The 20,056-nt window shown below is 56.6% G+C and carries 21 protein-coding genes; 13 read left to right on the top strand and 8 right to left on the bottom strand.

Annotated elements, in window-relative coordinates; all coding sequences use genetic code 11:
• The first annotated feature begins 66 nt into the window (after window positions 1-66).
• The 6 genes from xthA to KI228_RS09655 all read left to right on the top strand — a co-directional run bounded on the left by xthA (window position 67) and on the right by KI228_RS09655 (window position 6,258).
• Window positions 67-873, top strand: a complete 807-nt coding sequence (gene xthA / locus KI228_RS09680) for an exodeoxyribonuclease III (RefSeq protein WP_061070683.1) — start codon at window positions 67-69, stop codon at window positions 871-873.
• A gap of 9 nt (window positions 874-882) precedes the next feature.
• A complete protein-coding gene (locus KI228_RS09675) occupies window positions 883-1,557 on the top strand; it encodes a TVP38/TMEM64 family protein (protein ID WP_044254837.1) in 675 nt (224 codons plus the stop codon).
• A 2-nt stretch (window positions 1,558-1,559) separates the two neighbouring features.
• Window positions 1,560-2,723, top strand: coding sequence for an ABC transporter substrate-binding protein (locus KI228_RS09670; RefSeq protein WP_044254841.1), 1,164 nt, complete (start codon window positions 1,560-1,562; stop codon window positions 2,721-2,723).
• The gene (locus KI228_RS09665) at window positions 2,696-4,231 is read left to right on the top strand and encodes an ABC transporter permease family protein (protein ID WP_061070201.1); all 1,536 of its coding nucleotides are present in this window, start codon (window positions 2,696-2,698) and stop codon (window positions 4,229-4,231) included. The genes KI228_RS09670 and KI228_RS09665 overlap by 28 nt, the downstream gene beginning before the upstream one ends.
• The gene (locus tag KI228_RS09660) at window positions 4,231-4,863 is read left to right on the top strand and encodes an ATP-binding cassette domain-containing protein (protein ID WP_061070202.1); all 633 of its coding nucleotides are present in this window, start codon (window positions 4,231-4,233) and stop codon (window positions 4,861-4,863) included. Before KI228_RS09665 ends, KI228_RS09660 begins: the two co-directional genes overlap by 1 nt.
• A gap of 87 nt (window positions 4,864-4,950) precedes the next feature.
• Complete coding sequence (locus tag KI228_RS09655; RefSeq protein WP_054176627.1) at window positions 4,951-6,258, top strand: rhodanese-like domain-containing protein; 1,308 nt, start codon at window positions 4,951-4,953, stop codon at window positions 6,256-6,258.
• 39 nt (window positions 6,259-6,297) lie between these two features.
• On the opposite strand, the gene KI228_RS09650 is transcribed toward KI228_RS09655, so the two are convergent.
• Window positions 6,298-6,915 carry a CDP-alcohol phosphatidyltransferase family protein gene (locus tag KI228_RS09650; RefSeq protein WP_061070203.1) on the bottom strand — a complete coding sequence of 206 codons (618 nt, stop codon included), beginning with the start codon at window positions 6,913-6,915 and terminating at the stop codon, window positions 6,298-6,300.
• Window positions 6,908-7,477, bottom strand: coding sequence for a carboxymuconolactone decarboxylase family protein (locus KI228_RS09645; protein WP_044254855.1), 570 nt, complete (start codon window positions 7,475-7,477; stop codon window positions 6,908-6,910). The genes KI228_RS09650 and KI228_RS09645 overlap by 8 nt, the downstream gene beginning before the upstream one ends.
• A gap of 78 nt (window positions 7,478-7,555) precedes the next feature.
• Between KI228_RS09645 and KI228_RS09640 the strand changes: the two genes are divergently transcribed.
• A complete protein-coding gene (locus KI228_RS09640) occupies window positions 7,556-7,969 on the top strand; it encodes a pyrimidine (deoxy)nucleoside triphosphate diphosphatase (RefSeq protein ID WP_071888401.1) in 414 nt (137 codons plus the stop codon).
• Here the strand turns inward: KI228_RS09640 and KI228_RS09635 are convergent.
• Window positions 7,929-8,189 carry a YnjH family protein gene (locus tag KI228_RS09635; RefSeq protein WP_172961335.1) on the bottom strand — a complete coding sequence of 87 codons (261 nt, stop codon included), beginning with the start codon at window positions 8,187-8,189 and terminating at the stop codon, window positions 7,929-7,931. The genes KI228_RS09640 and KI228_RS09635 overlap by 41 nt on opposite strands.
• Window positions 8,190-8,441: 252 nt before the next feature.
• On the opposite strand from KI228_RS09635, the gene gdhA reads away from it, so the two are divergent.
• The gene (gdhA, locus tag KI228_RS09630; protein WP_043000911.1) at window positions 8,442-9,785 is read left to right on the top strand and encodes an NADP-specific glutamate dehydrogenase; all 1,344 of its coding nucleotides are present in this window, start codon (window positions 8,442-8,444) and stop codon (window positions 9,783-9,785) included.
• A 16-nt stretch (window positions 9,786-9,801) separates the two neighbouring features.
• Here gdhA and topB read toward each other — a convergent pair whose 3' ends face one another.
• The 3 genes from topB to KI228_RS09615 form a co-directional block, all read right to left on the bottom strand.
• Window positions 9,802-11,745 (bottom strand): DNA topoisomerase III, encoded by a 1,944-nt coding sequence (topB, locus tag KI228_RS09625; protein ID WP_061070205.1) that lies wholly within the window; start codon window positions 11,743-11,745, stop codon window positions 9,802-9,804.
• A 4-nt stretch (window positions 11,746-11,749) separates the two neighbouring features.
• Window positions 11,750-12,793 (bottom strand): selenide, water dikinase SelD, encoded by a 1,044-nt coding sequence (gene selD, locus KI228_RS09620; RefSeq protein WP_043000913.1) that lies wholly within the window; start codon window positions 12,791-12,793, stop codon window positions 11,750-11,752.
• A 116-nt stretch (window positions 12,794-12,909) separates the two neighbouring features.
• Window positions 12,910-13,461, bottom strand: coding sequence for an NAD(P)H nitroreductase (locus KI228_RS09615; RefSeq protein WP_043000914.1), 552 nt, complete (start codon window positions 13,459-13,461; stop codon window positions 12,910-12,912).
• Between the two features lie 165 nt (window positions 13,462-13,626).
• Here KI228_RS09615 and sppA point away from each other — a divergent pair, with 165 nt between their 5' ends.
• From sppA to yajD, 5 genes are all read left to right on the top strand, one after another.
• Entirely contained in the window at window positions 13,627-15,483 is a 1,857-nt protein-coding gene (sppA, locus tag KI228_RS09610; protein ID WP_061070206.1) for a signal peptide peptidase SppA, read from the top strand.
• Window positions 15,484-15,539: 56 nt separating this feature from the next.
• Window positions 15,540-16,556 (top strand): asparaginase, encoded by a 1,017-nt coding sequence (ansA, locus tag KI228_RS09605; protein ID WP_043000916.1) that lies wholly within the window; start codon window positions 15,540-15,542, stop codon window positions 16,554-16,556.
• 10 nt (window positions 16,557-16,566) lie between these two features.
• The gene (gene pncA, locus KI228_RS09600; protein WP_061070207.1) at window positions 16,567-17,208 is read left to right on the top strand and encodes a bifunctional nicotinamidase/pyrazinamidase; all 642 of its coding nucleotides are present in this window, start codon (window positions 16,567-16,569) and stop codon (window positions 17,206-17,208) included.
• 183 nt (window positions 17,209-17,391) lie between these two features.
• A complete protein-coding gene (chiD, locus tag KI228_RS09595; RefSeq protein WP_141227504.1) occupies window positions 17,392-18,645 on the top strand; it encodes a chitinase ChiD in 1,254 nt (417 codons plus the stop codon).
• A 164-nt stretch (window positions 18,646-18,809) separates the two neighbouring features.
• Window positions 18,810-19,154: an HNH nuclease YajD gene (gene yajD, locus KI228_RS09590; protein WP_042319478.1), complete on the top strand. Its 345-nt coding sequence runs from the start codon at window positions 18,810-18,812 to the stop codon at window positions 19,152-19,154.
• 54 nt (window positions 19,155-19,208) lie between these two features.
• Here yajD and KI228_RS09585 read toward each other — a convergent pair whose 3' ends face one another.
• Together KI228_RS09585 and msrB are read right to left on the bottom strand one after the other, a co-directional pair.
• The gene (locus KI228_RS09585) at window positions 19,209-19,484 is read right to left on the bottom strand and encodes a YeaC family protein (protein ID WP_043000919.1); all 276 of its coding nucleotides are present in this window, start codon (window positions 19,482-19,484) and stop codon (window positions 19,209-19,211) included.
• 41 nt (window positions 19,485-19,525) lie between these two features.
• Complete coding sequence (msrB, locus tag KI228_RS09580) at window positions 19,526-19,939, bottom strand: peptide-methionine (R)-S-oxide reductase MsrB (RefSeq protein WP_043000920.1); 414 nt, start codon at window positions 19,937-19,939, stop codon at window positions 19,526-19,528.
• Between the last annotated feature and the right edge of the window lie 117 nt (window positions 19,940-20,056).

The following is a 20,056-nucleotide window of genomic DNA, read 5'->3' as shown; positions in this document are numbered from 1 at the left end:
GGCAGTCAGTTTGCGGAAATTCTGCTACCATCCATGCACTATTCATCCTGTAAAATGGCAGCGACTATGAAATTTGTCTCTTTTAATATCAACGGCCTGCGCGCCAGACCACATCAACTGACAGCCATTGTCGAAAAACACCAACCCGATGTCATTGGCCTGCAGGAGACAAAAGTTCACGACGACATGTTCCCGCTCGAAGATGTCGCAAAACTCGGCTACAACGTTTTCTACCACGGGCAAAAAGGTCACTATGGCGTGGCGCTGCTGACCAAAGAGACCCCCATCGCCGTGCGCCGGGGTTTTCCCGATGATGGCGAAGAGGCGCAGCGCCGCATCATCATGGCGGAAATCCCCTCTCCGCTGGGCAACCTGACGGTAATCAACGGCTACTTCCCGCAGGGTGAAAGCCGCGACCATCCGATTAAATTCCCGGCCAAAGCGCAGTTTTATCAGAACTTACAAAACTATCTCGACAACCAACTGAAGCGCGACAATCCGGTGCTGATCATGGGGGATATGAATATCAGTCCGTCCGATCGGGATATCGGCATTGGCGAAGAGAACCGCAAGCGCTGGCTGCGAACCGGCAAATGTTCGTTCCTGCCGGAAGAGCGTGAATGGATGGGCCGCCTGCTGAACTGGGGCCTGGTTGACACCTTCCGCCACGCGCACCCGGAAACCACCGACAAATTCTCGTGGTTTGATTACCGTTCGAAAGGGTTTGATGATAACCGCGGTCTGCGTATCGATTTGCTGCTGGCAAGCCAGCCGCTGGCGGACCGTTGTCTGGAAACCGGTATCGACTATGAAATTCGCAGCATGGAAAAACCGTCTGATCATGCGCCGGTATGGGCGAAATTTAAGGTCTGATGCTCAACCGTGAACGCCAGAAAAATAGGGCTTGCGGGCGCACTGATCCTCTGTCTTGCCGGGGTGCTCTGGGTGTTGCCCCCCGGCCTGCTCACGCTGGAGACGCTTAAGCGCGAACATTCACTGTTGGCGGACTGGCAACGCCTGTCCCCTTTTCTCAGTGCAAGCCTCTATTTTCTGCTCTATACCGTCGTCGCGGCGCTGTCGATTCCTGGCGCGGCGCTGCTGACGCTGCTTGGCGGCGCGCTGTTTGGCCTCTGGCAAGGCACGTTGCTGGTCTCTTTTGCCTCAACGCTGGGCGCCACGCTCGCCATGCTCACCAGTCGTTACCTGCTGCGTGACTGGGTAGCGCGGCGGTTTTCCCGGCATATGGCCACGGTGAATCACGGGATGGCGCGGGACGGCGTCTTTTATCTTTTTGCGCTACGCCTGATACCCTTGTTTCCATTTGTTGTCGTCAACCTGCTTGCAGGTCTCACCACCGTTGGCGTGCGCCGCTACTGGTGGGTCAGCCAGTTGGGGATGCTGCCTGCCACCGTGGTTTATCTGAATGCCGGACGCCAGTTAAGCCAGTTAACATCAATACGTGACATTATTTCTCCCGCTATGCTGACCGCTTTTGCTCTGTTAGGGCTATTACCACTGGCCTCCCGTTGGCTGGTCACACATTTTTTTCAGGAGTAATTATGCGCTGGGGATTACTACTCGCGAGTCTGTTGCTGGCCGCTCCGGGACACGCCGAACAACGCTGGCAGCAGATCCAGAATGAGGCCAGAGGCCAGACCGTCTGGTTCAACGCCTGGGGCGGTGACAGCGCCGTTAACCAGTATCTTGACTGGGTCAGTGGCGAGATGAAAACCCACTATGCGGTCAATCTTAAAATCGTGCGTCTCGCCGATGCCGCTGATGCCGTGAAGCGCATCCAGACGGAAGCCGCCGCCGGGCGAAAGACCGGTGGTTCTGTCGACCTGTTGTGGGTTAACGGCGAAAATTTTCGCACATTGAAAGAGGCTGGATTGCTGCAAACCCAGTGGGCGGAAACGCTGCCCAACTGGCGCTATGTTGATACGCAAAAACCGGTACGTGAAGATTTTTCAATTCCCACTGACGGGGCTGAGTCTCCGTGGGGGGGCGCGCAGTTGACGTTTATTGCAGATCGCGACGTGACGCCGCAGCCGCCTCAAAGTCCGCAGGCGCTGTTGGCATTTGCCCGGGCACATCCAGGCACCGTCAGTTACCCGCGACCGCCGGACTTTACCGGCACGGCGTTTCTGGAACAGTTATTAATCTCGCTGACTGACAATCCGCACGCGCTCACCGTCGCGCCAGACGCCGCCACCTTTGCCGATGTAACCGCGCCGCTGTGGCGCTATCTCGACGCGCTGCATCCGAGTCTGTGGCGAGAAGGGAAAGATTTCCCGCCATCTCCGGCGCGGATGGACGCGCTACTTAAGAGCGGGACATTGCGCCTGTCGTTGACCTTTAACCCGGCGCACGCTCAGCAAAAGATCACCCGCGGTGAATTGCCAAAACACAGCTACAGCTTTGGTTTTACCGCGGGGATGATTGGCAACGTGCACTTTGTCGCCATTCCGGTTAACGCCCGCGCCAGCGCCGGAGCGAAACTGGTCGCCAACTTCCTGCTCTCTCCTGACGCACAGCTGCGTAAGGCCGATCCAACAGTCTGGGGCGATCCGTCGGTGCTGGATGCGAAAAAACTGCCCGCCGCACAACAGGCCGCGCTGGAAGCGCGCATTCCGGACGGGCTGCCCGCCGTGCTGCCTGAACCTCATGCGGCCTGGGTTAACGCACTGGAGCAAGAATGGCTGCGCCGCTACGGATCGCGCTAATGTTTCTCGCCTGGCTGGGCATGGCGGCGATTTATGCGCCAATACTGCCTGCCGGTATGTTGCTGATCGCGCCCGCGCTGTCACTGGCAAACTGGCAGGCTCTTTTTACCGATCCGCAGTTACCGCAGGCGTTGCTGGCGACCGTGGTGTCGGTATTCATCGCCGCCGCTGGCGCGCTGTTTATTGCGTTAACAATCGTGGTGGCGCTCTGGCCCGGCTTACGCTGGCGACGGTTGAGTACCCGCCTGCCGTGGTTGCTGGCGATTCCCCATGTCGCGTTTGCCAGCGCCGCGCTACTGCTTTTCGCTGAAGGCGGACTGCTCTGGCACGCCCTGCCGTTTCTCTCGCCTGCGATTGATCGCTACGGCATCGGGCTGGGCGTGACGCTGGCCGTGAAAGAGAGCGCTTTCGTGCTGTGGATTTTATCCATTTTACTGAGTGAGAAACGCCTCGCTCAGCAGATCATCGTCCTGGATTCGCTGGGCTACAACCGCCGACAGACGCTCTGCTGGTTGATCTTACCCACTATCGCCCCCGCACTAGGAGCCGTAATGCTGGCCGTGGTGGCGTGGACGATTTCGGCGGTGGATGTTGCCATTATCCTCGGCCCCGGCAATCCGCCGACGCTGGCGGTCCTCTCCTGGCAATGGCTTAGTCAGGGAGACAGCGAACAGCAGATCAAAGGCGCACTGGCAAGCCTGCTCTTGCTGGCGCTGCTCGCCCTTTTTGCCCTCGCGGGTTATCAGCTCTGGCGTAGCTGGCGACGCACGCTTCCTGACGTCAGTGGCGTACGTCAACACCGCGTTTCGCCCCTAACGGGGAAAACGCTGTCATTGTCGCTGCCCGCGACGGGAGTGCTCTGCACGGTATTACTGGCCTTTCTGGCGCAGCAATCTACGCTCAATCTCGATGCGTTAACCCACAGCGTAACAATCGGAGTGGCCGCCAGCGCGCTGGGACTGGTCATTTTGCTGCTATGGCTGGAATGGGGACCGCAACGCGGACATCGTTGGGTCTGGCTGCCAATCCTTCTTCCGGCGCTGCCGCTGGTGATGGGCCAATACGCGCTGGCGTTGCATCTTGAACTGGACGGTCAGTTTGCCTCGCTCATCTGGGGACATCTGCTGTGGGTGGTGCCGTGGATGTTGTTTGTCCTGAAACCGGCCTGGCAACGCATCGACCCTCGTCTGCTGCTGATTGCCCAGACGCTGGGCTGGTCACCGATGAAAATCTTTTGCTGCGTAAAATGTCCGCAGATTTTGCGTCCTGTACTGGTGACGCTGGCCGTCGGTTTCTCCGTCAGCATCGCGCAGTATATGCCGACCCTGTGGCTGGGCGCAGGCCGTTTCCCGACGCTGACGACGGAAGCGGTGGCCCTCAGCAGCGGCGGCAGTACCGGTATTCTGGCCGCGCAGGCGCTCTGGCAATTGCTGTTACCGCTGGTCGCGTTTACGCTAATGGCCGGACTCTCGTTATGGGTCGGCCACCGCCGACAAGGATTGCGCTAATGCTCACCGTTCGCCATCTTTCCCTGTTTCTCCACCAGACCCCGCTGTTTGGCCCGTTAACCTTCGAAGTGGCAAAAGGCGACATTGTCACATTAATGGGTCCCTCCGGCTGCGGCAAGTCTTCGCTGCTGGCCTGGATGGTGGGTGCGCTGACGCCACCGCTGCATGTCCGCGGTGAACTGTGGCTGGGTGAGCAGCGTCTGGATACGCTCCCCACCGCCCGTCGGCAGATCGGTATTTTATTTCAGGATGCCCTGCTGTTTGATCACTTTACGGTGGGACAAAACCTGCTATTAGCGCTTCCTGCCAGTCTGAAAGGCACAGCGCGGCAGGATGCGGTTCAGCACGCGCTTGACCGTGCGGGCATGGCGGGATTGTCTTCTCGCGATCCCGCCACGCTATCCGGTGGTCAGCGCGCACGGGTTGCGCTGCTTCGCGCCCTGCTGGCGCAGCCTAAAGCGTTGCTGCTGGATGAGCCGTTCAGCCGTCTTGATGCTGATCGTCGGGCAGACTTTCGTCAGTGGGTCTTTGATGAAGTGCGTCGGCTGGACATTCCCGTTGTTCAGGTCACCCATGACGCGCAGGATATTCCGCCGGGCGGTCACGTTTTGCCGTTATCTTCCGCCTTGTGAAACTGCTTACATACTGCGTTAACGCAAAGTTTTTCCGCTACCGCGAGCACAGAATGGCGCCTCCTTATCTCAACGTCGGGCAATTCGATGAAACGTGTTTCTCAAATGACCGCGCTGGCTCTGGCTTTAGGGCTCGCTTGCGCTTCCACCTGGGCTGCTGATATGGCGCAGGTACTTAACTTCCAACAACTGGCGCAAAAACAGGGTACGGCTATCGATACCCGTCCCTCCGCGTTTTATAATGGCTGGCCACAGTCACTAAACGGTCCGTCCGGACACGAACCTTCCGCCCTCAACCTCTCTGCCCGCTGGCTTGATACCATGAGCGACGAACAGCTCGCGACCTGGATCCAACAGCATCAACTGAAGGCCGACGCCCCTGTCGCGCTGTACGGCAACGACAGCGACGTGCAGGCGGTGAAAAACCGGCTGAAAAAGGCTGGACTGCAACAGGTTGCCACGCTGAGCGACGCGTTGCAGGATCCGGCGCGTCTGCAACGACTGCCGCATTTCGAGCAACTGGTTTATCCGCAGTGGCTGCATGACCTGCAACAGGGTAAAGCGGTTACCGCGAAACCGGCCGGCGACTGGAAAGTGATAGAAGCCGCCTGGGGCGCGCCGAAGTTTTATCTGCTCAGCCATATTCCAGGCGCGGATTACATCGACACCAACGAGGTGGAAAGTGAACCGCTGTGGAACAAAGTGCCTGATGACAGTCTGAAAGCGATGCTGGCGAAACACGGTATCCGTCATGACACGACGGTGATCCTGTACGGACGCGATGTTTACGCGGCCGCGCGGGTGGCGCAGATCATGCTGTATGCCGGAGTGAAAGACGTGCGTCTGCTCGATGGCGGCTGGCAGACCTGGTCCGACGCCGGGCTGCCGGTCGAGCGCGGCACGCCTGCGAAAGTTAAACCGGAGCCCGATTTTGGCGTGACCATTCCGGCGCAACCCCAGCTGATGCTTAATATGGAACAGGCGCGCGGACTGTTGCACCGTCAGGATGCGTCGCTGGTCAGTATTCGCTCCTGGCCAGAATTTATCGGCACCACCAGCGGCTACAGCTATATCAAGCCAAAAGGTGAAATTGCCGGGGCGCGCTGGGGACATGCCGGTAGCGACTCGACGCATATGGAAGATTTCCATAACCCGGACGGCACCATGCGCAGCGCAGATGACATCGCCAGCATGTGGAAGCAGTGGCACATTCTGCCGGATCAGCACGTCGCCTTTTACTGTGGCACCGGCTGGCGCGCGTCAGAGACGTTTATGTACGCCCGGGCGATGGGCTGGAAAAACGTCTCGGTTTATGACGGCGGATGGTACGAATGGAGCAAAGACCCGAAAAACCCGGTCTCCGCAGGTGAGCGCGGCCCGGACAGCAGTCTGTAATGGATTGCCGGATGGCGGCGCTTGCGCGCCATCCGGCGTTCACTGTTGTAACCCCTTCAGCGTCAGATAACCATTCCAGACGCGGGTCAACGTCGTCATCCAGCACAGTGTGCCGAAGATCCACGCCAGCACGGCAAACTTCTCCGGGAAAAGACACGCCAGTACAAACACCAGGATCGTTTCCGTTCCCTCGGTCAATCCCCCCAGATAATAAAACGATTTATGCGCATAGCCGGGGTTGTCGATATTGTGCTTCGCGGCCAGCGCGGCAAAGGCGAGAAAACTGCTGCCGGTGCCGATAAACGCAAACAACAGCCAGCTCCCTGCCAGCGCATTCTGCTGTGGGTCGGCCAGAATGAAGCCGAACGGCACCAGCGCGTAAAACAGAAAATCGAGAGAGATATCAAGAAAACCGCCCGCATCGGTCAATCCTCTGCGTCGCGCCAGCGCGCCGTCAAGCCCGTCCAGCAGACGATTCAGGACAATCGCCACCAGCGCCGCCAGATACCAGCCCAGCGCCAGAAACGGCAACGCCAGTACGCCGAGGCCAAACCCAACCAGCGTCAGACCGTCCGGGGAAACCCCTGGCCTGTCGAGCACGCCTGCGCAACGGTGAAGCAGCGGTTTAAGCCGTGGATGCAGATGCCGGTCAAGCACGCGGCGCTCCTTTGAGACTGTCGCACAGTCCCTGCGAAGGAATATCCAGCGCGGCATTGAAACGCGCCGAGAGGTTCTGAAAAGCCAACAGCGCGGTCATCTCGCTAATAACGTCATCGCTGAAATGCTGCTTCATTTGTGCTTTCAGGGCATCATCTACCCGCGGTGGCGTGGCGGTCACCGCGTCAGCATAAGCCAGCGCAACGCGCTCTTCTGGTGTAAAAAGCGACGATGCCTGCCAGTCCGCCACGGCCAGCACTTTGTCCATCGCGCCGCTACGCTCTGCCAGTCGCAGGCTGTTGGCATCCACGCAGAATGCGCAGTGGCAGACCTGCGACACGCGCGTCATCAATAATGCCCGCATCACCGGCGTCAGACGCGCACGTTTACGCTCAAGAAACCCGACAAACAGCGCCACCAGCCAGAACAAAAACGGCATCCGCCCCCACCAGCGCGTCGGATGTAATACCTCTCCGTAGTGTTTTCTTTGCGTCATCACGAGAGGATTGAGACTGGCGGGGAGACGGGTCAACGGCGTTACCCACGGTTGCGGATCGTTCAAGGCAGACTCCTGGGACTTCAGGTCAATCAAAGATGACGATAGTATGTCACTTTCTGCTGTTGAACATTGACGAATATGATGAAAACCCTCGACGTTGTTGCCGCGATTATTGAACGTGATGGCAAAATTTTGCTCGCCCAGCGCCCGCCGCAGGCGGATCAGGCAGGTTTATGGGAATTTGCCGGTGGCAAAGTGGAAGCGGGCGAAACGCAGCCGCAGGCGCTGGTCCGCGAACTGCGCGAAGAGTTAGGCATTGAGGCCACGGTGGGGCGCTATATTGCCAGCCACCAGTGTGAAGTCTCCGGGCGGTTGATTCATCTGCATGCCTGGCATGTCCCGGCGTTCAGCGGAGAAATGATGGCGCATGAGCATCAGCAACTGGTGTGGTGCGAGCCGCACGTCGCGCTGGACTATTCGCTCGCCCCCGCTGATATTCCGCTACTTAACGCCTTTATGGTTTTACGCGACGCCAGACCAGCGGATTCGTACTGAGCGTTTTCTCGTCGCGCTGGCACTGCAACAGCACGCCATCGGCTTTAATTACCGCCCCTTCTGAATAATTCTGATCCTGATAAATGCAGCACTGATTACAGGGCTGCGCGCGCTGTCCACCGGAACTGAAGACCTCCGGCGGCACGTTCACCTGCACATCCGGGCGAAGGTTTTGGTTCGCCAGGCTGGATAAAGAGAGTGTCATCAACGCTGCCGCCATCGCGATAAAACGCATAGGGTTTCCTTACTATTTCGGGTCTGTTCTTAGTATAACGGTAACCCGCGCGGGAAACTTTACTCTCTTCTGTCATCGTTTTTCGTTATGACAGCCGTCTGGTTATTAATTTGTCTGGCACCGGCATTTTTTTCTTGCTATCCGTCACATTCCTGATGGTATAGTCAAAAACTGCAAACACATATCCACAAAAAACACAATTACAACCACATTTAAATATAAGAGGTTTTTATATCTATGGATCAGACATGCTCTCTGGAATCATTCCTCAACCATGTACAAAAGCGCGACCCGAATCAAACCGAGTTCGCGCAAGCCGTCCGTGAAGTTATGACCACCCTGTGGCCATTCATTGAGCAAAACCCGCGCTATCGTGAAATGTCGTTGCTGGAACGGTTGGTTGAGCCAGAGCGTGTGATTCAGTTCCGTGTCGTGTGGCTGGACGATCGTAATCAGGTCCAGGTTAACCGCGCCTGGCGCGTGCAGTTCAACTCGGCGATTGGCCCGTACAAAGGCGGGATGCGCTTCCACCCTTCCGTTAACCTGTCGATCCTGAAGTTTCTCGGCTTTGAGCAAACCTTTAAAAACGCACTGACCACCCTGCCGATGGGCGGTGGTAAAGGCGGTAGCGATTTTGATCCGAAAGGCAAAAGTGAAGGCGAAGTGATGCGTTTCTGTCAGGCGCTGATGACGGAACTGTACCGTCATTTGGGTCCGGATACTGACGTTCCTGCCGGTGATATCGGCGTGGGTGGCCGTGAAGTGGGCTTTATGGCCGGGATGATGCGTAAGCTCTCCAACAACAGCGCCTGCGTGTTTACCGGCAAAGGGCTCTCCTTCGGCGGCAGTCTGATCCGTCCGGAAGCAACCGGTTACGGTCTGGTCTACTTCACCGAAGCGATGCTCAAGCGTCATGGTCTGGGCTTTGAAGGGATGCGCGTAGCGGTTTCCGGTTCCGGTAACGTGGCGCAGTTCGCCATTGAAAAAGCGATGGAATTTGGCGCTCGCGTGGTGACGGCCTCCGACTCCAGCGGCACCGTCGTGGATGAAAGCGGCTTTACGAAAGAGAAACTGGCGCGTCTGTGCGAAATTAAAGCCAGCCGTGACGGCCGCGTGGCGGACTACGCCCGTGAGTTTGGTCTGACCTATCTGGAAGGCAAACAGCCGTGGTCAGTGCCAGTCGATATCGCACTGCCGTGTGCCACGCAGAACGAGCTCGACGTCGAAGCGGCTCGCGTGCTGATTGCTAACGGCGTGAAAGCGGTGGCGGAAGGGGCAAACATGCCAACCACCATCGAAGCGACCGATCTGTTCCTCGAAGCCGGCGTGCTGTTTGCACCGGGCAAAGCGGCGAACGCCGGTGGCGTTGCCACCTCCGGCCTGGAAATGGCACAGAACGCGGCGCGTCTGAGCTGGAAGGCGGAGAAAGTGGATGCCCGTCTGCACCACATCATGCTGGATATTCACCATGCCTGCGTCGAGTACGGCGGTGAAAGCAAACAGACCAACTATGTCCGTGGGGCGAACATCTCTGCCTTCGTGAAGATTGCCGACGCCATGTTTGGTCAGGGCGTGATTTAAGTCCCCCCAAACCGAATTACAGGCCCGCCTCTGCTGATGGCGGGCTTTTTTTCGCCGCACGTTTACGAGGCGCGCTCTTCTTCTCTCCACCATCACCACCAGGCGCGACAATGCCACGGAAGCGACGCACCGGCGTACTGCGCGCCTGATCGATCAATTGATACAGCGTGCCCACCAGCGGCTGCATGAAATCCTGATAGCGGCACTGCTTTTCGCTGATTTGCGTCAGAATTGACTCCCAGTGGGCAGTCATGTCCGGACGGGTCGCCATCTCCGGCAGCGAGTGGAACAGCGCTTTCCCGGCATCGGTTGAGTGGATATAGCGCCCTCTTTTGACCAGAAAACCGCGCTTAAACAGCAGTTCGATGATCCCGGCGCGGGTGGCCTCGGTGCCCAGCCCGTCCGTTGCACGGAGGATCTTTTTCAGATCTTTATCCTGCACGAAGCGCGCAATCCCGGTCATCGCCGACAGCAGCGTGGCATCGGTAAAATGGCGTGGCGGCTGGGTCTGACGTTCAACCACTTCGCCCTTTTCACACAGCAGTTCATCGTCTTTCGCCACCACCGGCAGCGGCGTACCGTCGTTCTCTTCATCCCGCTCTTTACTGCCCAGCAGCGTTCGCCAGCCCGCTTCGGCAAGGAATCGGGCCTTAGCGACGAATTTACCCTTCGCGATATCCAGTTCAATCACGCATTTACGGAATACCGCATCCGGGCAAAATTGCATCAGGTATTGACGGGCTACCAGGTTATACACCTTCGCTTCATTGTCCGTCAGAGTGATACTGTTGCTGCGCGCAGTAGGAATAATGGCGTGGTGAGCATCAACCTTTTTATCATCCCAGCAGCGATTACGGGTATCGGGATTTACCGCCGGTTGCGGCAGCAGATCCGGCGCATGCACGCCGATGGCGTTCATTACCGCATGCCGTCCAGCGAAGTGCTCTTCCGGCAGATAGCGACAGTCAGAACGCGGATAGGTAATCAGCTTGTGGGTTTCATACAGCTTCTGGCAGATGTCGAGCACGTTCTGCGCGCTCAGGCCAAAGCGTTTCGCCGCTTCAATCTGTAAAGCTGACAGCGAGAACGGCAACGGCGCAGATTCTGATTCCCGTTTATCGTTATAGCTGGTGACTATCGCCGGTTGGCCGTTGATGCGGTTGACCACATGCTCCGCCAGCGGACGGTGTAACAATCGTCCCTCTTCGTCCTGATACGGTTCGCACGCTTCGCTCGGCTGCCAGATCGCGGTGAAGCGTTCCTCTGCAGGGGTCACGATATGTGCTTTCACTTCAAAAAAATCTTTGGCAACGAAGTTTTCGATCTCTTCATCGCGTCGGACAACCAGCCCGAGTACCGGCGTTTGTACGCGCCCGACGGAGAGCACCCCCTGATAACCGGCGTTACGCCCGAGAATGGTATACGCACGGGTCATGTTGATGCCGTACAGCCAGTCCGCGCGGGCACGGGCCAGCGCCGACACGCATAACGGCACAAATTCGCTGTTTGAGCGCAGACGTTCAATCGCACGTTCAACGGCCTGTGGGTTGAGATCGTTAATCAGACAGCGCTGCACCTGCTGACGCTTTTCCGGCGCCAGTTGCAGGTAATCCAGCACCTCGTCCACCAGCAGTTGCCCCTCGCGATCCGGGTCTCCCGCATGGATAACCTCACTGGCCTCATGCAGAAAACGCTTAATCACGTTGAGCTGTTTGGTCACGGAAGGACGCGGCTGCAATTGCCACTTTTCCGGCACGATCGGCAGATCGGCCAGGTTCCAGCGCGCATAACGACTGTCATAGACATCAGGCTGCGCCTGTTCAAGCAGGTGACCAATACACCAGGTCACCACCTGGCCGTTACCGCATTCAATAAAGCCATCGCCCTTACGGTGCGGTTTAGGCAACACATCAGCAATGGCGCGCGCCAGACTCGGCTTTTCGGCAATAAACAACCGCATTGGGTTAACGGATCTCAACCATGGCGCGACCGCCACGGGCTTCAACCAGCTCACCAATCGCCGTCAGGTCAATGCCAAACTCGGCGGCGGTGGCTTTCACTTCTTCTTCGGCCTCTGGCGTTACCGCCAGCAGCAGACCGCCGGAGGTTTGCGGATCGCACAGCAGGGAGCGCACCGCCTGCGGCATTTCCCCCATCAGGTGGCCGTAGCTGGCAAAGTTACGCTCGGTGCCACCCGGCACAGCCCCCAGGCGGATGTACTCTTCGACGCCCGGCAGTTTAGGGATGTCCTGATAGCGGATCTGCGCCTGGACGCCTGCACCCTGGCACATCTCGCTGAGGTGGCCCAGCAGACCAAAGCCGGTGACATCGGTCATCGCTTTCACGCCGTCAATGTTGGCAAATGACGCTCCAGCAATGTTCATGCGACACATGACTTCCGTCGCCAGCCCCTGATGTTCAGGTTTTAGCAGCGACTTTTTCTCTGCAGTAGTCAACACGCCAATGCCTAGCGGTTTGGTCAGGAACAGTTTGCAACCGGCCTCGGCGGTGCTGTTTTTCTTCACCCGCTCAGTGGGAACAATGCCGGTGACGGCCAGACCGAAGATCGGCTCCGGCGCGTCAATCGAGTGGCCGCCCGCCAGCGCAATGCCCGCCTGACGACAGGCAAAGCGTCCGCCTTCAGTCACCTCACGGGCGATTTCCGGCGACAGCTTGCTGATAGGCCAGCCCAGGATCGCGATCGCCATAATCGGTTTGCCGCCCATCGCGAAAATATCGCTGATGGCGTTGGTCGCCGCAATGCGGCCAAAATCAAACGGATTATCGACAATCGGCATAAAGAAGTCGGTGGTACTGATGACGCTGGTACCATTGCCCAGATCGTACACCGCCGCGTCGTCACGGGTTTCATTTCCCACAAGCAGGTTCGGGTCGACAAACTTCGCCTGCTCGCTGTGCAGGATGGTTTCCAGCACTTTCGGGGAAATTTTACAACCGCAACCCGCTCCGTGGCTGTACTGTGTTAAACGAATAGCATGCTCGCTCATGGACATCTCCTGTCATTGCAATCGGGCTATGGTAGCGCTCATTCCATGACGTGATAAGAGAGAGTGTCCGAATTCCGGCGTCTTTGCTCAGAATCCAGACAGTTTTGCCTGATTAACTAAAATTTCGTCACGAAAGGTGCGGTATCCGGCACGCTAATGGTGGTGGAGGCTTTCAGTTGCGGTGTGCCGAGATAAAGAAATCCGACAATTTTATCCTGTGGGCGACAGTCAAACGCGTCGCGCACCACCGGACTGTCGGTTAAGGCTCCGCTACGCCAGATCCCGCCGAAGCCCTGTGCGATAGCCGCCATTTGCATCGCCATCACCGCGCAGCCTGCGGACATCTCCTGCTCCCAGACAGGGACCTTATGATTTTCATCACATTTTGCGACCACGGTGATGATAAGAGGCGCGCGAAACGGAGCGCTACGCGCTTTTTCGATCCCTTTTTCATCACTTCCGGCGGCAATCGCCCCCTTTTCCAGCACCGCGCTGAAGCGTTCGCGCCCCTCGCCTTCGATAACGAAGAAGTGCCACGGTTGCAGGGTCTTATGATCCGGCGCGCGCATGCCCGCACGGAGAATATTTTGCAGTTGCTCACCGGCAGGTGCAGGCTCGGCCAGGCGAGAAGCGCTACGGCGGTTAACAAGTAATTCAAGTGCATCCATTTGGTTAACTCCTGTCAGGGTGAATATTCACAAAATTAACACGAGAGCAGATTTTGTTACAGCGCCGACAGTGATTCCTGCTGACAAGAGACGGCAGGGTCATTAGGATAGCCACATCTCATACACCTGACTCAGGTGTAGTATTGGTAACGGTAGGGAGAATACATGCGAACCCTGTGGCGATTCATTGCCGGTTTTTTTAAATGGACGTGGCGACTGCTTAATTTTGTCCGCGAGATGGTGCTTAACCTGTTCTTTATCTTCCTTGTCCTAGTGGGTGTCGGGATCTGGATGCAGGTCAGCAGCAATAACACCAGCGATAAAGTCGGTCGCGGTGCCCTGATGTTAGATATTTCCGGGGTGATCGTCGATAAGCCGTCCAGTACCAGTCGTCTTGGCGCTCTTAGCCGTCAACTGCTCGGTGCCAGTTCCGACCGCTTACAGGAAAACTCCCTGTTCGATATCGTCAATACCATTCGTCAGGCCAAAGACGATCGCAATATCACCGGTATTGTGATGGACCTGAAAAACTTCGCCGGTGCCGATCAGCCGTCAATGCAGTATATCGGTAAAGCGCTGCGTGAATTCCGCGACAGCGGTAAGCCAGTCTATGCCGTTGGCGATAATTTTAGTCAGGGTCAGTATTACCTTGCCAGCTTCGCCAATAAAATCTGGCTTTCGCCGCAGGGTTCCGTTGATATCCACGGTTTTGCCACTAACGGACTATATTACAAGTCCCTGCTGGATAAGCTGAAAGTGTCGACGCATGTGTTCCGCGTGGGCACTTATAAATCTGCCGTCGAGCCGTTTATTCGTGACGACATGTCGCCTGCGGCGCGGGAAGCAGACAGCCGCTGGATTGGCGAACTATGGCAGAACTACCTGAATACCATTGCCGCCAACCGTCAAATCCCGGCTGAGCAGGTCTTCCCTGGCGCTCAGGGCGTGCTTGATGCGCTGACGAAAGCCGATGGCGATACGGCGAAGTATGCGCTCGACAGCAAACTGGTCGACGCCCTGCTTTCCAGTGCCGAAGTGGAAAAAGCGCTGACGAAACAGTTTGGCTGGAGCAAAGCCGAAAATAACTATCGCGCGATCAGCTACTACGATTACACGCTTAATCCGCCTGCGGATACGGGCAGCTCCATCGGCGTGGTCTTTGCCAACGGAGCCATCATGGATGGTGAAGAAACACCGGGGAATGTCGGCGGAGATACCACCGCCTCGCAGATTCGCGATGCGCGCCTGGATCCGAAAGTGAAAGCCATCGTTCTGCGCGTCAACAGCCCTGGCGGTAGCGTGACGGCGTCGGAAGTGATTCGTTCGGAACTGGCCGCTGCACGTGCTGCCGGTAAACCGGTGGTCGTATCGATGGGCGGAATGGCCGCCTCTGGCGGCTACTGGATCTCTACGCCTGCCAGTTACATTGTGGCCAACCCGAGCACGCTGACCGGTTCGATTGGTATCTTCGGCGTGATTAATACCGTTGAGAACAGCCTTGACTCAATCGGCGTACACACCGACGGCGTTGCCACGTCACCGCTGGCCGATATTTCGCTGACTAAAGCCCTGCCGCCTGAAGCGCAGCAGATGATGCAGTTGAGCATTGAGAATGGCTATAAGCGCTTTATCACCCTGGTGGCGCAGGCACGTAAATCCACACCTGAGCAGATTGATAAAATCGCGCAGGGCCACGTCTGGACGGGTCAGGACGCCAAAGCGAACGGCCTGGTCGACAGCCTGGGTGACTTCGATGATGCGGTGGCTAAAGCGGCTGAACTGGCGAAACTCAAAGAGTGGCATATCGACTATTATCAGGATGAGCCAACCTTCTTTGATATGATCATGGACGGTATGTCAGGTTCTGTCCGCGCCATGCTGCCACAAGCGATTCAGGCGATGCTCCCTGCGCCGCTGGCCTCAGCGGCCAGTACGGTCAAAGCTGAAGGCGATAAGCTCGCCGCGTTCAACGATCCGCAAAACCGTTATGCGTTCTGTCTGACCTGCGCGAACGTGCGTTAATCCTCACGCCCTCTTCCTGCGAAGAGGGCTTTTCTCTGAGCGACAAGATACTAGCCATGCAGAAGAAATCGATTTACGTTGCCTATACCGGCGGGACCATTGGTATGCAGCGCTCCGAACAGGGTTACATTCCGGTCTCCGGACACCTTCAGCGCCAGCTGGCGCTGATGCCTGAATTCCATCGTCCTGAAATGCCCGACTTCACCATTCATGAATATGCCCCGCTGATGGATTCGTCAGATATGACGCCGGAAGACTGGCAGCATATCGCCGATGACATCAAAACCCATTACGATGAGTACGATGGTTTTGTGATCCTACATGGTACCGACACCATGGCGTTTACCGCCTCTGCGCTCTCGTTCATGCTGGAGAATTTGGGTAAACCGGTGATTGTGACAGGGTCACAAATCCCGCTGGCGGAGCTGCGTTCTGACGGACAAATCAATCTTCTCAACGCGCTTTACGTCGCGGCAAATTATCCGATCAACGAAGTCACGCTGTTTTTTAACAACCGTCTGTTTCGCGGCAACCGCACGACAAAAGCGCATGCCGACGGTTTTGACGCTTTCGCCTCCCCTAACCTCCAGCCGCTGCTGGAAGCGGGTATCCACATCCGCCGTCTGGGGACGCCGCTGGCTCCCCGTAGTGAAGGCGAGCTGATTGTTCACCCGATCACGCCACAACCCATTGGGGTCGTCACCATTTATCCGGGTATCTCCGCCGATGTGGTGCGCAACTTCCTGCGCCAGCCGGTAAAAGCGCTGATTCTGCGTTCCTACGGCGTCGGCAATGCGCCGCAGAATAAAGAGTTTCTGAAAGAACTTAGCGAAGCCAGCGAACGCGGCATCGTGGTTGTGAACCTCACGCAGTGCATGTCGGGGAAAGTGAACATGGGCGGTTATGCCACTGGCAATGCCCTGGCGCATGCTGGCGTCGTTGGCGGTGCTGATATGACCGTAGAAGCAACCCTGACCAAACTGCATTATCTGCTCAGCAAAGGGCTGGATACGGATGCGATTCGCGAGGCGATGACGCAAAACCTGCGTGGCGAACTCACGCCGGACGACTAAGGAGGATCGAATGACACACCGTGCGCTGTTACTGGTCGATTTACAAAACGATTTCTGCGCCGGCGGCGCGCTGGCGGTCCCGGAGGGCGACAGCACCGTTGATATCGCAAACCAGCTGATTGCAGGGTGCCAGACCCGCGGTGATGCGGTCCTCGCAAGCCAGGACTGGCACCCTGCGAACCACGGGAGCTTCGCCAGTCAGCATCGGGCAGAACCTTACAGCCAGGGTCAACTCGACGGCTTGCCGCAAACCTTCTGGCCCGATCACTGCGTGCAGAATACGGACGGCGCGGCGTTTCATCCGTTGCTGAACCGCAAGGCAATAGAGGCCGTTTTTCATAAGGGCGAGAATCCGCTGGTCGACAGCTACAGCGCTTTTTTTGATAACGGACGTCGGCAGACAACCGGACTCGACGCGTGGCTTCGCCAGCATGACGTGCATGAACTGATCGTCATGGGGCTGGCCACCGACTATTGTGTCAGGTTTACGGTGCTGGATGCGCTGCAACTGGGCTATACGGTGAATGTCATTACCGATGGCTGTCGCGGCGTGAACATTCAGCCACAGGACAGTGCCCATGCCTTTATGGAGATGGCAGCAGCAGGCGCTACGTTGTATACCCTCGCTGACTGGGAAGAAACTCAGCGCTAAACCTCTCGCCGGATGACGACCTGCCTTGTCATCCGGCGAAAAATCTTTTCCCTTCCGTCACATAAAATAAACCGAAACCAGCAGTGACGCTGCGCAGGTGCTACGCTTTGATGGATGTTTTTTCGCCACGCCATTTCCGTGGCGTGTTTGCTTTTCATTTTTTAATGTCAAAGAGGATTAGCCATGAAACGTTTGCCTTTGTTGGCAGCATTACCCTTGCTTTGCGCATCTGTCGCGTCTGGCAGTTCTATGATGTCCGTCGGCTACTTCAATGGCGGCGGAGATGTCACCGCCGGACCCGGTGGCGATATCAACACCCTGGATGTCCGCCAGATTACCCACCTGAACTACTCATTCGGCCTGATTTACAACGCTGAGAAAGACGAAACCAACGCCGCGCTGAAAGATACGACGAAATTGCATCAGATCTGGCTATCGCCAAAAGTGGAGTCTGACCTTGCCCTGATCCCGATACTGCGTAAACAGAACCCACAGTTGAAAGTCCTGCTTTCTGTTGGCGGCTGGGGCGCACGCGGATTCTCAGGCGCTGCCGCAACACCGGAAACGCGTGCGGTGTTTATTCAGTCTGCGCTGGAGATCATGCAGAAATACGGCCTCGACGGTATCGATCTGGACTGGGAATATCCGGTTAACGGCGCCTGGGGACTGGTCGCCAGTCAGCCAGCCGACCGCGAGAACTTCACGCTGCTGCTGAAAGAACTGCGTCAGGCAGTCGGCAATCAGAAACTGGTGACCATTGCCGTCGGGGCGAATGCGGAAAGTCCAAAAAGCTGGGTGGACGTAAAAGCGATTGCACCGCTGCTCGACTACATCAATCTGATGACCTATGACATGGCTTACGGAACGCAGTATTTCAACGCCAACCTGTATGATTCTAAAGACTGGCCAACCGTCGCGGCGGCCGATAAATACAGCGTCGACTTTGTGGTCAACAACTACCTCGCCGCCGGACTGAAGCCCCGGCAGATGAATCTGGGGATCGGTTTTTATGGCCGTGTTCCCAAACGTTCTGTCGAGCCCGGAATTGACTGGACAAAACCGGACGCGCAAAAAAATCCCGTCACGCAACCCTACTTTGGCGAGCAGGAAATCGCGTTGTTTAAATCACTGGGTGCCGATTTGACCAAGGACACCTACGTGAAATACCACGACATCGTCAAAACGTTTCTTAACGATCCGCAGAAACGGTTTACCGAGCACTGGGACGATCAGGCAAAAGTGCCATGGCTGTCCGTTCAGTCTGCTGACGGTAAGCGGCTGTTTGCCCTCTCGTATGAGAATCCCCGCTCGGTGGCAATCAAAGCAGATTACATCAAGAAGCGCGGACTGGCGGGCGCGATGTTCTGGGAATACGGCGCGGACGACCATAACCAGCTTGCAAAACAACTGGCGGAATCCTTAAGCATTGCGCACTAAGCCCCGTTCATGATTAAAAATGCCCTGCATGTCCGCATGGGCATTTTTTTCGTAAGCGGTGTGATGAAGTGTGTCACACGAAACGGGATCGGTTATGATGGCCCCAACCCGTTGCGTCAGCGTTTGACGCATCGTTTCATTTTCAACTGGAGGCATGGGATTGTATGGCTTTTATCCCTAAAAATTACGCCCGTCTGGAAGTAGGTTACCGGGAAAAGGCGCTGAAACTTTTCCCGTGGGTCTGCGGCCGATGCTCCCGCGAGTTTGTTTACTCAAACCTTCGCGAACTGACGGTGCACCATATCGATCACGATCATTCCAATAACCCGGAAGATGGCAGCAACTGGGAAATGTTGTGCCTGTACTGCCACGATCATGAGCATTCCAAATATACGGAAGCCGACCAGTATGGTTCCACGGTTGTAGCGGGCGAGGATGCGCAAAAGAGCGTCGGCGAAGCCACGTACAACCCTTTCGCAGACCTGAAAGCCATGCTGAATAAAAAATAATCCGCCGCGTTAGCCCGGCAGAGCGACAGAATGCCGGGCTTCCACGGTGCGCTATCAGGATTTGAACGTCGCAATTGGTTCTGGCGTGATGCCGAAATCCACTTTCAGCTGCTGTTTGCTCTTCATCACCATCTGCCCATTGGTGTCGATCGTCATATGTTGCGCATCCGTATTGTGGCGCGCCTGCCAGAGCATCACCAGTTGCAGACTATTATCTTTTTGCTCCGGGGTCAGCGCGACGCCGTCCGGCCATTTTCCCAGTTCAACGGCGGTGGATAAACGCTGATACACTTCCGGCGTCATGCTGTTAATTATCTCATCAAGATTCATGATAAGTCCGCTCCTATGGAATAATTTGCTGAATCGTTTTTTCAACCTTTCGTCTGGGCACCGTTTTCGTCGTCGATGAAGCTCAGAGAAGCTGAATTGACACAGTAACGTTCGCCGGTGGGTTGCGGACCATCGGGGAAGACATGCCCCAGGTGCGCATCGCAGTTTCCACAGCGAATTTCAATGCGTTGCATACCGTGTGAAAAGTCCTTGATGTAACGAATCGACTCTTCACTTACCGGCTCGTAGAAGCTCGGCCAGCCACAGCCGGAATCGTATTTGGACTGGGAGGTAAATAGCGGCGCATCGCAGATCAAACAATGATAGACGCCGTCACGTTTGTTATGCAGTAACTGCCCGGTAAACGGCGGTTCTGTACCGTGATTCTGCGTCACGTAGAACTGCATTTCAGACAGGTTTTTTTTCAGATCTTCTGCAGAAGGTTTGTTCGCCATTTTGCTCACATCTCACTTTTCATGACGCTGACATTGCGCGACAGATTCTAACAAAACATTAACACCTGAGTGCAGACTTTTGTTCTAAACTTGATCCTTGCGAAATGGCAGCTTGTG

Source organism: Citrobacter amalonaticus, from assembly GCF_018323885.1.
In the GTDB taxonomy this organism is placed as follows: domain Bacteria; phylum Pseudomonadota; class Gammaproteobacteria; order Enterobacterales; family Enterobacteriaceae; genus Citrobacter_A; species Citrobacter_A amalonaticus.
Note: the sequence above shows the minus strand (reverse complement) of the source record. Positions and strands in the feature narration are given on the sequence as shown.

Excerpts from the sequence above, each read along its gene's own strand:
- KI228_RS09640 (WP_071888401.1), top strand. The coding sequence starts at position 7,556 with ATGAAAACCCTCGACGTTGTTGCCGCGATTATTGAACGTGATGGCAAA.
- sppA (WP_061070206.1), top strand. The coding sequence starts at position 13,627 with ATGCGAACCCTGTGGCGATTCATTGCCGGTTTTTTTAAATGGACGTGG.
- msrB (WP_043000920.1), bottom strand. The coding sequence starts at position 19,939 with ATGGCGAACAAACCTTCTGCAGAAGATCTGAAAAAAAACCTGTCTGAA.
- KI228_RS09660 (WP_061070202.1), top strand. The coding sequence starts at position 4,231 with ATGCTCACCGTTCGCCATCTTTCCCTGTTTCTCCACCAGACCCCGCTG.
- chiD (WP_141227504.1), top strand. The coding sequence starts at position 17,392 with ATGAAACGTTTGCCTTTGTTGGCAGCATTACCCTTGCTTTGCGCATCT.
- selD (WP_043000913.1), bottom strand. The coding sequence starts at position 12,793 with ATGAGCGAGCATGCTATTCGTTTAACACAGTACAGCCACGGAGCGGGT.
- KI228_RS09585 (WP_043000919.1), bottom strand. The coding sequence starts at position 19,484 with ATGAATCTTGATGAGATAATTAACAGCATGACGCCGGAAGTGTATCAG.
- KI228_RS09670 (WP_044254841.1), top strand. The coding sequence starts at position 1,560 with ATGCGCTGGGGATTACTACTCGCGAGTCTGTTGCTGGCCGCTCCGGGA.
- ansA (WP_043000916.1), top strand. The coding sequence starts at position 15,540 with ATGCAGAAGAAATCGATTTACGTTGCCTATACCGGCGGGACCATTGGT.
- KI228_RS09655 (WP_054176627.1), top strand. The coding sequence starts at position 4,951 with ATGAAACGTGTTTCTCAAATGACCGCGCTGGCTCTGGCTTTAGGGCTC.
- xthA (WP_061070683.1), top strand. The coding sequence starts at position 67 with ATGAAATTTGTCTCTTTTAATATCAACGGCCTGCGCGCCAGACCACAT.
- KI228_RS09635 (WP_172961335.1), bottom strand. The coding sequence starts at position 8,189 with ATGGCGGCAGCGTTGATGACACTCTCTTTATCCAGCCTGGCGAACCAA.
- KI228_RS09665 (WP_061070201.1), top strand. The coding sequence starts at position 2,696 with ATGGCTGCGCCGCTACGGATCGCGCTAATGTTTCTCGCCTGGCTGGGC.
- KI228_RS09615 (WP_043000914.1), bottom strand. The coding sequence starts at position 13,461 with ATGGATGCACTTGAATTACTTGTTAACCGCCGTAGCGCTTCTCGCCTG.
- gdhA (WP_043000911.1), top strand. The coding sequence starts at position 8,442 with ATGGATCAGACATGCTCTCTGGAATCATTCCTCAACCATGTACAAAAG.
- pncA (WP_061070207.1), top strand. The coding sequence starts at position 16,567 with ATGACACACCGTGCGCTGTTACTGGTCGATTTACAAAACGATTTCTGC.
- yajD (WP_042319478.1), top strand. The coding sequence starts at position 18,810 with ATGGCTTTTATCCCTAAAAATTACGCCCGTCTGGAAGTAGGTTACCGG.
- topB (WP_061070205.1), bottom strand. The coding sequence starts at position 11,745 with ATGCGGTTGTTTATTGCCGAAAAGCCGAGTCTGGCGCGCGCCATTGCT.